The organism is Listeria ivanovii subsp. ivanovii (assembly GCF_900187025.1).
Classification (GTDB): Bacteria; Bacillota; Bacilli; order Lactobacillales; family Listeriaceae; genus Listeria; species Listeria ivanovii.
In genome coordinates, this window is record NZ_LT906478.1 from 2,266,484 (window position 1) to 2,283,306 (window position 16,823).

The window sequence follows — 16,823 nt, forward strand, 5'->3', positions numbered from 1 at the left end:
TTTCTCTGATTTTCTGGCTTTTATTTTATTGAATAACTAAATTACTTGCAACTTGCTCGGATTCTTTCATCAAGCTTTCGATAATATTTTTTGTGGAGCGAATCTCTGTTAACATCCCGCAAATTTGACCTGCCATGACAGAGCCATTTTCGACATCCCCTTCATGAACAGCTTTTCTAAGAGAGCCTAGTGTTAATTCTTCTAGTTGATCTCGAGAAGCATTTTCATTTTCTAACTTGACATATTTTTTAATCATCGGGTTTTTTATACTTCTAACTGGTGCGCCATTTCGTCGTCCTGTTACAGTTGTATCTGTATCACTTGCATCAAGAACGGCTTGTTTAAAGCTAGCTGGCACAGGACATTCCTCTGCCACAAGGAAAAGCGTACCAATTTGCACGCCACTAGCTCCAAGCGCATAAGCGGCTGCCATTCCGTGACCATCAGCTATTCCACCTGCTGCAATTACAGGGATATTTACTGCAGCAACAACTTGACGAACCAATGCCATCGTAGTTGTTTCACCAACATGCCCACCAGCTTCTGTCCCCTCTGCAACAACGGCATCAACGCCAATTTCTTCCATTTTTTTCGCGATTTTCACGGATGGAATTACAGCAATCACTTTGATTCCTGCTGCTTTTAGTTTCGCCATAAATGGTTTCGGTGTTCCGGCGCCAGTTGTAACAACACGAACTTCTTCCTCAATAATTACATCGACAAGTTCAGGGCAATTAGGCATCATTAGCATAATATTTACTGCAAATGGATTCGTTGTTTTTTCTTTGCAAAGTTGAATTTGTTCGCGTAAAGCATCTGCTGTCATACCGCCTGATGCAATAATTCCTAGACCGCCTGCATTTGATACCGCGGAAGCTAACTCATAGGTTGCTATTTGAGCCATTGCCCCTTGTAAAATTGGATACTTGATTTCTAACATTTTTGTTAAACTCATTTTATCTTTCCCCTCTCTGATTTTATGCTAATTCCTTCACAGGTTGTTTTTTCTCACGTAACTTATAAACAATATTAATACATAGCCCTACTGCGGCCAGTGCAATCGCAATATAGAAAGCTTGTGTAAAATCGCCTCCATTTTGGCCAGCAATTTGTGCTGCCATTTTCGGTGCAAAGAATGCTGCTGTGGAATAACCAATGAATACTATTCCATAATTGACACCTTGATTTTTCGGACCATAGTTTTCCATAACAATGGACGGGAAGACACCCATCGTTCCGCCAAAGCATAAACCTAGACCGATAATACCGATAACAAACCCTGCTACTGATTGAAGCGTAGCAAGTGATAGTAAAGATAACGCGATGACTGTATAAATAATCATTAACGTATTAGATCTTCCTAGACGGTCTGATACAGCGCCCCAAACAACTCGTCCCAAACAGTTGCTTAGTGAATAAATACTTACGTAAGCTGCAGCCGATGCCGCTGTTAAACCAAACATATTTTGACCTATTAAAGAAGCATTAGAAGCAATCATCAGTCCTGAAAATGCGCCAATACCGAGCATTAAAAGAATTAAATAGAAAGTCATGGTTCGAATCATTCCAGTCCAAGGTACATTGATCATTCCAGCATTGTTTCCTGCTGGAGGAGTCCAATCTTTTGGAGCATAGCCAGCTGGAGCAACTCGGATAAGGAAACTACAAACTATTACAACCGCGATATAAACCGCACCCATAATTTTAAAAGCGGTCATGACACTATATGTTTCAATTAAATGATTCGCAATAGGGGCGGCAATAATCGTTGCACCACCCATGCCTGCTGTGATAAGCCCAGATGCAAGACCACGTTTATCTGGGAAAAGACGAATCGTATTGCTAAGACATCCAGAGTAAGCAAAGCCTTGCCCAAGTCCAGCTAAAACGCCGTAAGATAAATACAGCATTGTGGTGGATGTCGCGAATCCAGTTAGAGAAAATCCAATGCCAAATAATATTCCACCTATCAAAATAGCCCATTTTGCCTTCCCTTTGTCGGTTAAAATCCCACCCAAAATAGTTGGAATCGGGCCAATCGCCGCATTAATTGTAAATGCCATCATTACTTGTGGAATTGTCCAACCATGAGCGGCACTGAGCGGTCCAGCAAAAACACTAAATGCATAAACCGCGCCTGTACAAAGAAGCACCCCTACAGAACCAATTAAAACTCCCCAACGATTTATTTCCTTAGTCATAGTTTTACTTCCTCTCTTGTTTGTTTTTCGATAATAGTTTTTAAACCGCCCCATTTTCCGCTAAAAATGCCACTATCCATTATTTTCAAGTCACTCGCAATAGTTGGTTCAAAATCCATTTGTCCCAGCACATCTTTTTCTAAATCAATACCAGGTGCAATTTCAGTGAGAATCATTTTGCCATTTTCTAAACGGAACACGGCTCTTTCGGTGACATACAGTATTGTTTGATCGGTTGTAGATGCATATTCGCCACTAAATGTGATTTGTTGAACTTTTTTGATAAACTTTTTAGCTTTTCCTTCTTGTAAAATCTCAAGTTTTCCATCACTCACACGTGTCTTTAGCCCCCCAGCCGTAAATGTTCCAGCAAAAATCAGTTTCTTCGCTGATTGAGATATATTAATGAAACCACCACATCCAGCTACCCTTGTGCCAAATTTACTTACATTAACATTTCCAGCTTCATCTGTTTGCGCTAAACCAAGGACGGATAAATCAAGCCCTCCACCATCATAAAAATCAAATTGGGAGTGATGATCAACAATTGCCTCACTATTATAGGCATGTCCAAAATCTGCTAAACCGGCTGGGACACCACCAACTGAACCAGCTTCTGTTGTTAGAATTAATTGGTCACTAACGCCTTCTTCTGCTGCTACAGTGGATACATTAACTGGAATTCCAACACCTAAATTAAGAATGGTTTGAGGTTCAAGTTCTGCAGCTGAACGTCTAGCAATGACTTTACGATCGTCTAATTCAAGTGGTTCGATATCTCCAAGCGGAACTTGAATATGTCCTGAAAACGCCGGATTATATTGTGTGTTTTCTGTTTGGAAATGATTTTCCGGCTCTGAAATGATGATATGATCGATTAAAATCCCTGGAACTCGAACATCTTTTGGATTTAATGAACCTTTTTTAGCCACAGATTCTACCTGAGCAATAACAATTCCACCAGAATTACGAACTGCTTGGGCAATAGGTAACACTTCCATATGTAGTCCTTCTTTTTCTAATGTTAAATTTCCAAATTCATCCGCAACCGTTCCACGAATAAGTGCGACTTGAATAGGAAAACTTGGGTAAAATAACCATTCTTCTCCGTGAATAGTAAGTAACTCAACTAAATCATCTGTAGAACTTGCTGACATCTTTGCGCCTTCAATTCGAGGATCAACAAATGTTCCCATTCCGATTTTTGTAATAACCCCTGGTCGTTTTGCTGCAATTTCGCGGTAAAGTTGGGTGATAACACCTTGAGGTAAATTGTAAGCCTCACATTTATCTTCCTCAATTAATTTCGCCATTTTGGGAGAAGCAATAGCAATGCCACCAATCCAGCGTTTGATTAAACCAGCATGCCCCCAATGACTCATTCCTTTTTCCCGGCGATCTCCTAAGGCACTGGCATGCATTACGGTTAAATTACGTGGTTCCCCACTCTCTAAAAAACGCTTTTCTACTGCAATAGCCATTTCTTCATTGACACAAGATAAGCCAAAACCGCTGAGTGCGACTGTATCTCCATCTTTAATCATTTTTGCAGCTTCACTTGCTTTGATAACTTTTGACAAATTCTCCACTCCTTTTTGTTCAACAATTCACATAAATTTGTAATGATACGCATTTTCTTATAAAGCAATTTCCATGCCAAAATGAAAAATGGGCATTTAGCAGCATTTCGATTCATTAACCTTTTTTCATTGTCGCAAAAAAGAGACGTTTTTTCATCCTCCAGTTAAATAGACTGTCGTGAAAACGCAACAAAAAACCTAATCTTTATTGCAGATTAGGCTTTCTTCTTAATTAATGACTTTAAGTTTCCGGTATAAGACAGAACGGTGAATTCCGAGCGTATGAGCCGCTTTTGTTACATTTCCATCACTTTCTTCCAACACTCGCATAATAAAATGTTTTTCTACATCTTGCAAATAATCTTTTAAATAGATCGACTCTTTCTTCGTTTGCTCTTTAAAATGTAAATCAAGTGCAAAGTCATCTGTCACCTGTATTTCTGCTTCTTTTGCCCCTGACATAACCACTAGTCGTTCTATTTGATTTCTAAGCTCACGAACATTTCCAGGCCATCCATAAGAAAGTAACTCTTTTGTTTTATCGCCGCTAAGTTGAAAATCTTTTTGATATTTTTGATTAAATTTTTGGATAAACTGGCGTGCAAGTCCGATAATGTCTTGCGGTCTTTCTCTGAGCGCCGGGATATGAACGGGAACAACATTAATCCGGTAATATAAATCTCGCCTGAAAGTTCCCTTCTCCACCATCTCACCAAGATTGCGATTTGTTGCTGAAATAAGCCGAAAATGACGCTTTGTTTCTGTTGTTGAACCGAGTCTTCTTACTTCGCCTGTTTCAAGCACTCGAAGCATCTTAGCTTGAAGTTCTAAAGGCATTTCAGAAATTTCATCTAAAAATAACGTACCTCCATCAGCAAGTTCAAGCATTCCTGGCTTTTCAATATCTGCCCCCGTAAATGATCCTTTTTCGTGTCCAAATAATTCCGACTCAAATAGTGCCTTTGGAATAGCTGCACAGTTAATCGAGATAAAAGGTCCAGTCGCTTGCTCGCTTTTCTCGTGAATATAGCGCGATAAGACTTCCTTACCAGTACCTGATTCTCCGTATAATAAAACCTTACTATCAAACGGGGCGATTTGGTTGCAGACACGAACGATTTGCTTCATTACTACACTTTCTGCCACCACCACGGTTCCTTCTTGCTCTTTATAATCCTCTAAAAGAAGCAATTCTTGATTACCCAAAATCGTCTCACCACGCCAAGTCTTAAAACTATCTGGTTGTGTTTCATCTGACATCGTGACTACTAAATGAACGGTGCCATCTGGATAAAGAATCGGTGTTGAGGTAGAACGGATACTAAAACCTTTCTTTGTGTTTATTACTTTTGTTTTCTTTTCCTTCGTTCGGATTGCGTCTAATGTGACGGAATCATTATAAACTCCATCTTCTACTAAATCTCTCACATTACAACGAAGTAATTCTTCCAAAGACATTCCAACAGTGAGTGCAGTAAACTTATTAGAAATTAAAATATTACCACCTGCATCGGTCACAAAAAGTGTTGTTGGCATGTCTTTATTTAATTCACCAAATGACTGTACTCCCAGCAAGTTATCCATTAAGTCAAACATTAATAGCTCATCCTTTTGGACTAGTTCCCTAGTTATTTGCTCATCATTACACAATCTATTATAGCATAACTAGCTTGTTAGCAGTACTCGTTTTTTTGCGACAACTTAGTTCTTGTCCGCAATGTAAACTCGTTTTCATTCAGTAAATTTGGCTTGGCTTTTTAAATAAGTGTTCACTTATTGTGGCATCAAGATATTGCTGTTTTCATCTTTTATCTTGTTGAAATCACAAAATCTTCTTCCGTTTCTGGCCGGATATGCTCGAGCTTACTCTGCTTTTATATTTTTAATACATATTCATCCAATGCTTATATTGCAAGCTATCCAGATTCAACCTATTTATAACACTTTGTTATATTTCACTATAAAAATGACCTCCTAAAAATTAGACTAATTTTTAGGAGGTCTGTTGTTTATTTCGCTAAATTATTGATTTCTTTTTCTTAGTAAGAACAAACTAACCATGCTGAAAAACAATCCAAAGAATATCTCCTCATTTGTGGACCCATCTCCTGTTTTAGGAAGAACTAATGCACTTTCTTTTGTTGAAGTGGGATTATTTATAGATTTAGTTTTTGTTATATCTATTGGGTTGCTTGGCTCTACAACAATACTAGTATTCTTATTATAAATAAATGTTACTTTTTGGCGTTGCTCTTTATAAGTGCCGTGTTTGTTTGCAGGATCTTTTACTAATTTATATCCAGCTATTTGTTTTGCTGTCATTTTATATTTTGCTCCAACTATGCCAGTACTTATTTCTTCTATGGCTAGCTTCTTACCATTTGAATCTACAAACTCCGCTGTCACAACTCCACTTATAGCTTTTTTCGTATTTGTTTTTGTGACTTGAAGTGGCAATGTTTGTTGAAAAGCAATTTTCACATTTACAGGTACAGTATCTAATACATAACCTGCTGGTGCTTTTGTTTCGATTAGTTGATAATTTCCAGGTACTAGATTAGTAATTTTAAATTGTCCTGCTGCATTTGTTGTTAGTGTTTTAATAACATGATTAGTATTATCTACCAAGTTAAAAGTCGCATTTTTTAGAGGTTTTTTAGTTTGACTATCTATTTTTGTTAGTATAATAGAGCCAGTTGTCATTGTATTCATTTTGTTCACTTTTACTGTTTCTTGTTGATTAAATTCAATAGTAAATGTTACTGGCTCCTTATTTAAATCATAACCTTTTGGTGCTTTTGTTTCAACAAACTGGTAATCTCCTGGTGCTAGATCTGACACCGTAATGTTTCCATTTTCATTTGTAACTAAAGCATTCTTCACGTTTGCTCCAGCCTTCGTTTGCAACTCAAATTCTGCTCCTTTGAGTTCCGCCTCTGTCATACTATCTTTTTTGGTTAAAATAACACTACCTGTTTTTGCAGTATTTTCCTTGGTAATATTTAGAGAAGTTGCTTGGTTAAAGGCAATTGTGAAGTTGACAGGGCTAGCATCTAACTCGTAACCTATCGGCGCTTTTGTTTCGACGAACTGATATTCACCTGGCGCTAAGTCTGCTACGGTAATTTTGCCATCTTCACCTGTTACTAGATTACTTTTTACTTTTGTACCAGAATTCGTTTGTAACTCAAATTCTGCTTTGGCTAATGCCATTTTTGATACGCTATCTTTTTTCGTTAACACAACACTACCTGTTTTTGCGGTATTTTCTTTCGTAACATTCACTACGCCTGTTTGGTTAAAGATAATTGTAAAAGTTACTGGGGTCGCATCTAACTCATAACCAGTTGCTGCTTTTGTCTCAACAAATTGATACTCACCTGGTGATAAGTCAGAAACAGTAATTTTACCATCTGTATCTGTCACTAAATCAACTTTTACTTTTGTACCTGTTTTCGTTTGTAGTTCAAATCCGGCGTCCGCAATTACTGCTTTTGTTTTACTATCTTCTTTTGTTAATACAACACTTCCAGCTTTAGCTGTATTTTCTTTTATAACATTGATTGCAGCTATTTGATTAAAGATAACTTGAAAAGGTACTGGGTTTATATCTAGGTTATAACCTGCCGGCGCTTTTGTTTCGACGAACTGGTACTCGCCTGGTGCTAGATCGGACACGATAATTTCACCGTTTGTATCGGCCACTAGGTTGTCTTTTACTTTTGTACCGGCTTTCGTTTGTAGTTCAAATTCTGCTTCGGCTAGGACTGCTTTTGATACGCTATCTTTTTTTGTTAACACAACGCTGCCCGTTTTTGCGGTATTTTCTTTGGTAACATTAACTGTTTCTATTTGATTAATGGCAATTGTAAAACTGACAGGGCTTGCCTCTAACTCATAACCTGGTGCTGCTTTTGTTTCAACGAACTGATACTCGCCTGGCTCTAAATCAGCTATCATAATCTTACCATTTTCATCCGTCACTAAATTATCTTTTACTTTTGTCCCTGTTTTTGTTTGTAATTCAAATTCAGCTTCAGCTAAAACGGCTTTAGTTTTATTATCTTTTTTGGTCAACACAACGTTACCATTTATTGCGGTATTTTCGATTGTATAGTTAACAACTGAACCTTCTGCTCCAATTGTTATTTCTTTCCCAGTTTTATATTCATCATTAATTGTATATCCTACTGGTGCCTCAGTTTCAACCAAGTTATATTTACCCGATTGAATTCCATCAAATATCACTTCGCCATCTGCATTAGTTGTTCCTTCTACTCCTGTTTCCTCGCCTTCAAGTGTGTAAAGTTTGAATTCAGCGCCTGCTAATTTTTTTGTGTTATCTACTTTATCTACTTTAGTAACTTTGAGTGAACCAACTGTTGCTATTCCATCGCCACTACCAATAGTAAATGCAGGTGCTACATTGGCAGTTATTTCTCTTAAATTATATGGAAGAACCCCATAATCAGTAGAACTTACAGAAGCTGAGTTTTTGATTGTTCCTGACATCAGACTAATCGTACTATAATCCACTTCAATCGGCGCTGTTGCTATATAATTTTTAAATTCGATTCTGAAAGTATTTTCTTCAAAAATAATATCATAATAATTTGAATTAATAACTTCTCCAGTCGTCTGATTGATTACTCTAAAACTATTTTTTACTAGTTGTGCTCCTGTTATTCCAATATCTAGAACATCTATTATAGCTGGATTGGTGATTGGTCGCTCAGGTGAGATATTGCTAAGCTCGATTTTCCAATTGACTTTATTGCCATAGGTTGCATCTATATCACCTGTTTTTTTTATTGCATTAAATTGATAAGATGAATATACTTCTTTAGAATAAGATTTTTCATTCTTACCGTTATCTGAAACTTTTGCGATATTATTTACATATCTAGCAGAATACCATTTTTCGGTAGGTTTTGTACTATATTTAATAAATACACGAGAATTATCAAAATCCTCAAATTCTAAATTAATTACTATATCTGATATATCTATTTTGGTAGGATAATTTTTCTCGCCTGGTTTAGCAAGTGTTCCTTTGGAGAACAGTGGGATGGACAAACCTAACATTTCATCTGTTGAATTAACTTTCCTAAATTGTAAAGATCCTTCCACATAAGCCGTTCCCATTGGCATATCATCATTAAAAATTAAATTATCATAGTGTTCTCCCATAGTATTTACGGATACTATCCAGTCAATATTACCAGTAGTTTTATTATAGTAACCATATTTATCACCATTCAACATAATAGTAGCTTCTGGTGTAACGGAAGAAACGATTTCACCTATTGTTTGAAGCTGATCAATTTCATCACGGTAATGAAGGGTTGCTTTGTTACTAACCTTGTTTGTTACATCCGTTAAGTCGACACTAGTAACCATATCGACTACAATTTTTTTAGTAGTTATTTTGTAGTCACCGATGAGTGTAATTTTAAATCCTGCTGGTACAACATCTTTATTAATTGTATAATCCTTACCTTCTTCTAGCAAAACAAAGTTATTATCATCTGTATATGCCTTAACAGTATGACTAAGCAAGCTCTTTACACCGGTTGAAAATTCATCGATAATTGTAAGATCTTTCATTTTTATTTTGTCGGAGTTAGCGACAATTTGCCATGTCATCTTATTATTGAAGTAGTCAATACCTCCACCACTTTTTTGTAATAAGTCTGGTTTAAGAAGCAAAGTAGATTCTGCTGCTACACCATTTTGGTCTGTCACTTTATTCGTTATTTCTCGTTCGTTTACTTTCGTTAATTTAGTTGAATATTTTATTTGATACGCTTTTTTTGTTGTGCTATTATACGTAAGATTAAAGCTCCCATTTTGTGAAATTGTTGAAATATCCCAGTCGTTTGATGCATCACTTTCAATGATTGGAGTACCCGTTCCTTCATCGAAAGTCACTCCATTTATTCGTAGTGAATTATCCACGTAAAGCACATCCGTATCATCTAGCACATCCGTTAACACAGTTGCAGGTGTTAGATTTGCTTCATCATAGTTAACTTCAATTGTCCAATCTATCGTTTTTGTAGCACTATTATAAGATGCAGATTTTTTTAAATGCTTATAACTAGTCATAAGCACATTAACATATCCAGATTTACCAGATAATAAGCCAGTATCTCCTTTTGTTAATGCTTGTGTTGAAACTCTCGTCAAAGTACTAGGTTTATTAATAATACGGTCATATAACACTTGATACCCTTTGCCAGCAAGCCCACCAACTAGTGTCAGTTTTAGAGAAGTTGCATCATAAGTAAATGTGTAGTCTGTACCTTCTACTAGTGCCTTTTTCGTCCCCATAAAAGTTCCCCCAGCACTTACATCACTTGAGTAAACTTTTATACTAGAACGGTCAATTACTGTATCCCCACCGAATGAAAAATCATTTAATTCTAGTAAGCCAATTGCATCTGCTTCTTTTGTTAAGTTGAATTTTGCATCCACACTTATTTTTTCTGGATTAAGTCTGCTAGGATATGGGGGCACGTTTACTGTCGTTGGGTAGTCACTGGTTGGAATTATTTCCACTTGATAGACAGTATCATTTCCAGCTGTCTCAAAAACAACTTTCTGTCCAGTTTCATCTGTTTCATCAAAACGTTTGAAAGCAGTACTAAGCGCAATGTTATAATCGCCTTCTTGTACGCCATCTTTTAAAAATTTAATAGTGAGCTGGCGCGTATTTACATCTAGAAGCCATTCAGCCTCTGTTGAAGGCAAGAAGTTTCCACTTAAATTTTTAGTACCGAAATTAAATCTATCTGAAAGAGTAGTAAAAGTGTCGCCTTTTTTATAGTTCTTCCCTACAAATGAGAAGTTCATATTTAAAATTACACCACTTCCATTAACAATTCGATCAGAAGTATTAAATTCATTGCCATTTCCGTCTTTAAGAATAACTTCCTTAAAAATATTTTCTGTAATCGTAGCCTCCAAATTGCGGCTTTTCAATGTTTGTGCATTTGGAGCTTTTTCTTCCGTTCTTTGCGTTTCTTTCTTTGTGGAGAAGGAAGTTATTATTTTTTCTTTTTCTGTTAAAGTCACATTATACTCTTTTTCATCCAAAGAATAACCTTCCGCTGCTGTTTTTTCTTTAACAAGATAATCTCCATAAGAAAGAGAATTTGCTGTTCCAGTTCCATCTTCTTCTATTTGTAGTTCCATTATTTCATCGGTCTTGTTATTTTTTATTTCAAAAACAGAGCCATCTATCTTCTCTTGCGTTTCTTTATCTTCTTTTAAAATTTTTAGTGTTGCTGTTTTTTCCCCTGTAACATCTGTCATTGTTGCAAAAACTGGTGAAATATTTTGACAAACCAATAATATAATTATCGTTGCAATGGCTAGTTTTTTCACCTTTGTAAAAATTTTCATTGTTTACCCCTTCCACAAATACATAGTTCTTCTTGATTAATCTTTTAAAGTGTATCAAAAAACATAGGACAAAAATGTACTTAAAAAATGAAAAAAACTCGAAAAAGAAAAGGAGTATGTCGTTTTTGTGAACATATTAATCGAGCCAATATAAACATTATATATAGAAGGATTTTCAAATTAAATCATCTGAGAAAGCTGTTTGATAGCTAGAGATTTATTTCTCTATATTATCTATGCCAAATAGTATCCAGCTAATCCTTACATATTTGTTGTATTACTTTTTAGCTTTGTCACTTGAATCGAGGGTTATACTTCAACACACTTGCTATAATAAGGCCATCAAAGAAAGGTGTGTTGATTATGAACGATCATCGAATTTTAAACGCGTTAAGTTATTTCAGTATCTTTTTCGCACCCATCATTATTCCAACGCTAGTTTGGATTTTTGCTAAAACAGATGAAGTTACTCACCACGCAAAAGTTGCTTTACTAACACATGTTATCCCAACTATTACAGGTTTTATTTGTTTCTCTACTATTTTTTTCACCTCCTTGACTAGTATTTCAACAAATCTCACTTTAATCGTCACGATTTGCTTATTCTTTTTCATGGTAATCACGATGGTTGGTTTCTTTATTTTTAATATTGTTCGCGGTATTCAAATGTTACTTACAAAACCAGAAGAAGATGTTTGGATTTAACACAAAAAGCTATCCTGAAAATTTCAGGATAGCTTTTTGGTTTATTCGTGTTTCTTCCTTGTTTTTCTTAGTAAGAACAGGGCAAGTGCACTAACGATAAATCCAGTAAAAATAACTTCATCTGGTAGCTTATCTCCTGTAGAAGGTAGCTTCGCAGATTTTTCAACTTTTATAGTCATTTTGTTGTTTTTGGCTGGGGTTACTGGATCTCTCGGTTTCGTTGATTTGTTTGGATTAACCACAATTGGTCCTTTGTTTTTTGCATACACAAAAGTAACTTTCTGTGGTGTTTCTTTAAATACACCAGCTTTGTTAGTAGGATCTTTCACTAGTTGGTAATTTTTAATTTCTTTAGCATCTATTTTGTATGGCTTACCAACTACATCCGTGTGAATTTCTTCTGCAGCTAGTTCATTTCCTGCTATATCAACAAACACTACAGTTACAGTTCCACTTACCATTTTTTTCGTGTTTTCTTTTGTTACTTGAAGTGACTGTTGTTGATTAAAAGCAATATTCACATTTACTGGAGTCGTATCTAATTCATAGTCATTTGGCGCTTTAGTTTCTATTAATTGATAGCCTCCAGGTGCTAAATCCGTTAATTCGATTACTCCGTTCTTATCTGTTGTTAAGTTTTCTAGAACAGTTTTATTTGCAGCAACTAATTTAAATATTGCTCCAGTAAGTGGGGCTTTTGTCTCGCTGTCTATTTTTGTTAAAGTAACAGACCCTGTAGACATTATATTTGTTTTAGTTAGCTGTATCGGTTCTTGTTGGTTAAATTCAATCGTAAATTCAATCGGCGTCTTGTCCAACTGATAGCCATTTGGTGCTTTTACTTCTACAAATTGGTATTTCCCTGGCGCTAAATCTGCTACGCTTAATTTACCATCTGCGTCTGTTACTAAGTCCGTTTTCACTTGCGTTCCGTCTGCTGTTTGCAAATCGAATTCTGCTCCGGACAACTTCATTTTAGATTTAGCATCTTCTTTTGTTAAAATTGCACTACCTGTTCTCGCTGTATTTTCTTTGGTTACTTGGATAGGTGTCGTTTGATCAACTACAATCATAAACGGCACTGGAGTTGCATCTAGCTTATAACCAGTTGGCGCTTGTGTTTCTATAAATTGATAGTCACCTGGCGCTAAATCTGTCAACTCGATTTTACCATCCGCGTCAGATACTAAATCCGCTTTCACTTGCGTTCCGTCTGCTGTTTGTAACTCAAATTCTGCTCCGGATAACTTCGCTTTCGTTTTGTCATCTTCTTTTGTTAAAATTGCACTACCTGTTCTCGCTGTATTTTCTTTGGTTACTTGGATAGGTGTCGTTTGATCAACTACAATCGTAAACGGCACTGGAGTTGCATCTAGCTTATAACCAGTTGGCGCTTGTGTTTCTATAAATTGATAGTCACCTGGCGCTAAATCTGTCAACTCGATTTTACCATCCGCGTCAGATACTAAATCCGCTTTCACTTGCGCTCCATCTGCTGTTTGTAGTTCGAATTCTGCTCCTGATAACACCATCTTTGTTTCGCTATCTTCTTTTGTTAAAACAACACTTCCAGGTACTTGCGCATTTTCAACCGTATAGACAGTCATTTGACCATCAGCTCTAACAGTCACTTCTTTTCCTTCTTTATATTCATCACTAATAGTATAGCCAACTGGCGCCTCAGTCTCTACTAATTTATATTTCCCAGATTGAATTCCATCGAATTGAATTTTACCTTCTGCATTAGTGGTACCAACTTGCCCTGCTTCATCACCATCCAGTGTATAAAGTTGGAATTTAGCACCAGCTAATTTTTTCGTATTATCCGCTTGGTCCACTTTTGTAATTTCTAATGAGCCAATCGTGGCAATTCCACTTCCGCTTCCCATCGTAAATGTAGGAGCGATAGAAGCGATGGATTTTTTATAAGCTCCTGGCAACACGCCATAATCAGTAGAATCAACCTTCGCTTCATTCATAACAATTCCCGACATCAAACTAATTGTACTGTATGTCACTTTAATAGGTGCTGTTGCTGTATAGTCTTTAAATTGAATCGTAAAATTATTATCTTCAAAAGTAATATCGTAATACTTTGAATCAATTGTACCTCCAGTAGTACTATTAACTACTTTGAAACTACTCTTCACTACTTGCGCTCCAGTAGCTCCTGTAGTTAGCGTATCCGTTATAATTGGATTAGTTACAGGACGATTTGGAGCAATATTTGTTAATTCCATAGTCCATAGTACTTGATTATTAAAGGCGGGAGCAATAGCAGCAGTTTTTGAAATTGCATAATATCTAAGATTGGCAAAAGTTTTGTAAGAGTATAATTTTTGCCCAGCTCCATTATCTGAAACTTTAGCTACATTGTTTACAGATTGAAAAAAATACCAATTTTCATCTGGTTTGGTACTATATTTAATAAAGACGCGTGAAGTCTCCATATTAGCAAATTCTAAATGTATTTTCTTGCTTGTCGTATCAATCGTTGTTGGATAATTATTATCTCCAGGTACGGCAAGTGTACCAACTGTTTTTAAAGGGACATATAAGCTCAACATTTCAGTCGTCGAATCGATATTACGGTATTGCAATGAGTCTTCTACAAGCGACAATCCTGCCGGCATCTCATCATCAAACACTAAATTATCATAATCTTTTCCCATCAAGTTCACTGAAACAATCCAATCGATATTCCCTGTTGCATCATTATAAGAACCATATTTCCCACCGTTATTCATGACACTTGTATCTGGAGTTGCTGAAGAATTTATTTCATCTATATGCCTTGAAGTCCCAGTCTCATCATCGTAAGAAGCAAATGCCTTATTATCAATATTATTTGTAACATCAGACAAATCAATTTTTGTATTTATCTCTACTACGATTTTTTTGTTTGTTGCACTATAATCACCGATAAGTTGAATCAAAAAACCTTTTGGCGTGATATCTTTATCAATAGTATAGTCCCTGCCTTCATTTAACAAGGTACGGCTAGTATTATCCGTATACGCATATACATCATAGCTTTCTAAACTTTTTACACCAGAAGAGAACGAATCAGTAATACTAAGATGATTCATTTTAATCTTATCTGAGTTAGCAGTTATCGTCCATTTCATTGTATTATTAAAATAGTCAATCAATCCCGCCTTTTTCTTCAGTAAGTCAGGTTGAAAGCTAATCGACGCCTCCGAAGAAACATCCTTTTCGTCCGTAATTTTATTTTTAATTTCTCGGCTACTAAAGTCTGTTACTTTGGTTGAATAGGTGATTTGGTAAGGATTCTTGCTCGTATTTTTATATGTTAAATCAAAATTCCCATTAGCTGAAATAGCAGAAGTCGTCCAGTCACTGGATGCATCAGATCCAATGATTGGTGCGCCTGTCCTCGAATTAAAAATTATGTGATTTATTTTAAATGAGTTCGCCACATATTCGACGCCATTATCCTCTAAAACGTCTTTCAAAACAGTAGTAGGCGATATTTCTTTTTTGTCAAAATTGAAACCAATTGCCCAGTCAATGCATTGTGTGGAAGCATTGTAAACGGCTCTCTTCTCGAGATGTTTATAGTTAATCATCTTCAAGTAAACAACTGCTGAGGAACTAGATAGCATTCCGTCTTCTCCAATTGTTTGTGCTTCTGTTGTAGCATGAGTTATATTACTACTCGGTTTATTAATGGTCCGATCATAAGTCACTTGGTATCCATTTGCAGCAAGTCCGCCATCAAGCAAAACGCTTAATCCGTTATTCTCATAAGTTAGTGTATAGTCTGTTCCTTCTATTAATTCCTTTTTCGTTCCGGTAAGTGTCCCACCTATACTAACGTCGCAAGAATAAACCTTGATAGTTGCTCTATCTATTGTCGTTGTCCCACCATCAGTGGAATCAATTAATTTTAATTCTCCTTTTGCATCCGTTTCTTTCGTTAAATTGAATTTTGCATTGACAGTTATTTTCTCTGGATTAACTACTTCAGGTATTCCTGATATAGATACGGTAGTTGGATCACTAATATCAGGAATTATTTCAATTTGGTAAACAGTATCTTCTCCTGCTGTTTTAAAAACAACATTTTTTCCGGTTTTATCTGTTGTTGTAAACCTTTTAAAAGCTGTACTAATATTAACATCGTAATCACCTTCTTGAACGCCATCTGTTAAGAAGGTAATAGTCAAAGCATTGGTCTTCACGTTTAAGGACCATTCTGCTTCAGTGGATGGTAAAAAGTTACCACTTAAGTTATTTGTACCAAAATTAAAGACATCTGGCAAAACGGTTGTAAAAGTATCTCCAGCTTTATAGTTTTTTCCTGAAAAGCCAAAGTTCATATCTAAAACAACACCACTACCATTCTTAATTCGTTCTGTGTTGTTAAGTTCTTTTCCATCTTTAAGCGTTACTTTTCTAAAGATATTTTCCGATATAGCTGCTTTTAAATTCTTTCTTGCAACCGATTTTTTTCCAGATACAATTGTTTCTTCTGCTTTATTCGTAATTTTCTCTTCTTTTGCAGAAATAGACGTAACTTCTTCTTCTTTATCGTTTAATGTTACATTATACTCATTTTCATCTAGCATATAGCCCGGTGCAGCTGTTTTTTCTCTTACAACGTACTCCCCAGCTGGAAGTGATTCATCTGTAACCACCCCGTTTTCTTGTATAGGAAGCTCTTTAATTTCTCCTGTCTCTTTATCTTTCAGTTCGAAAATAGAACCATTCACTTTTTCTTTTGTATCTTTATCTTCTTTTATAATTTTAAGTGTTGTTAGTTCTGAAGCTTCTTCTGTTATCGTTGCCGAAACTGGTGAAATATTTTGGAGTGCAAGTAGCCCAATAACGGTAACAATTAATATTTTTTTCCATTGCAAAATGTTTTTCATGATGTTTCTCCTCCTAATTACCGGCATATAGCTAG

At 36.0% G+C, this 16,823-nt stretch carries 7 protein-coding genes; 1 reads left to right on the plus strand and 6 read right to left on the minus strand.

Annotated elements, in window-relative coordinates; genetic code table 11:
* Positions 1-25: 25 nt before the first annotated feature.
* The 5 genes from CKV67_RS11225 to CKV67_RS11245 all read right to left on the minus strand — a co-directional run bounded on the left by CKV67_RS11225 (position 26) and on the right by CKV67_RS11245 (position 11,188).
* Complete coding sequence (locus CKV67_RS11225; protein WP_014093496.1) at positions 26-955, minus strand: DUF561 domain-containing protein; 930 nt, start codon at positions 953-955, stop codon at positions 26-28.
* 22 nt (positions 956-977) lie between these two features.
* Complete coding sequence (locus CKV67_RS11230; protein WP_025280047.1) at positions 978-2,201, minus strand: L-lactate MFS transporter; 1,224 nt, start codon at positions 2,199-2,201, stop codon at positions 978-980.
* On the minus strand, positions 2,198-3,781 hold the full coding sequence (locus CKV67_RS11235; protein ID WP_014093497.1) for an acyl CoA:acetate/3-ketoacid CoA transferase: 1,584 nt from the start codon (positions 3,779-3,781) through the stop codon (positions 2,198-2,200). Before CKV67_RS11235 ends, CKV67_RS11230 begins: the two co-directional genes overlap by 4 nt.
* Before the next feature lie 228 nt (positions 3,782-4,009).
* Entirely contained in the window at positions 4,010-5,377 is a 1,368-nt protein-coding gene (locus tag CKV67_RS11240; protein ID WP_014093498.1) for a sigma-54 interaction domain-containing protein, read from the minus strand.
* A gap of 426 nt (positions 5,378-5,803) precedes the next feature.
* On the minus strand, positions 5,804-11,188 hold the full coding sequence (locus CKV67_RS11245) for a SpaA isopeptide-forming pilin-related protein (protein ID WP_025280048.1): 5,385 nt from the start codon (positions 11,186-11,188) through the stop codon (positions 5,804-5,806).
* A 363-nt stretch (positions 11,189-11,551) separates the two neighbouring features.
* On the opposite strand from CKV67_RS11245, the gene CKV67_RS11250 reads away from it, so the two are divergent.
* Positions 11,552-11,893, plus strand: coding sequence for a magnetosome magnetite crystal formation protein family (locus tag CKV67_RS11250; RefSeq protein WP_014093499.1), 342 nt, complete (start codon positions 11,552-11,554; stop codon positions 11,891-11,893).
* A gap of 41 nt (positions 11,894-11,934) precedes the next feature.
* Here CKV67_RS11250 and CKV67_RS11255 read toward each other — a convergent pair whose 3' ends face one another.
* Positions 11,935-16,788 (minus strand): SpaA isopeptide-forming pilin-related protein, encoded by a 4,854-nt coding sequence (locus CKV67_RS11255; protein WP_014093500.1) that lies wholly within the window; start codon positions 16,786-16,788, stop codon positions 11,935-11,937.
* Positions 16,789-16,823: the final 35 nt, after the last annotated feature.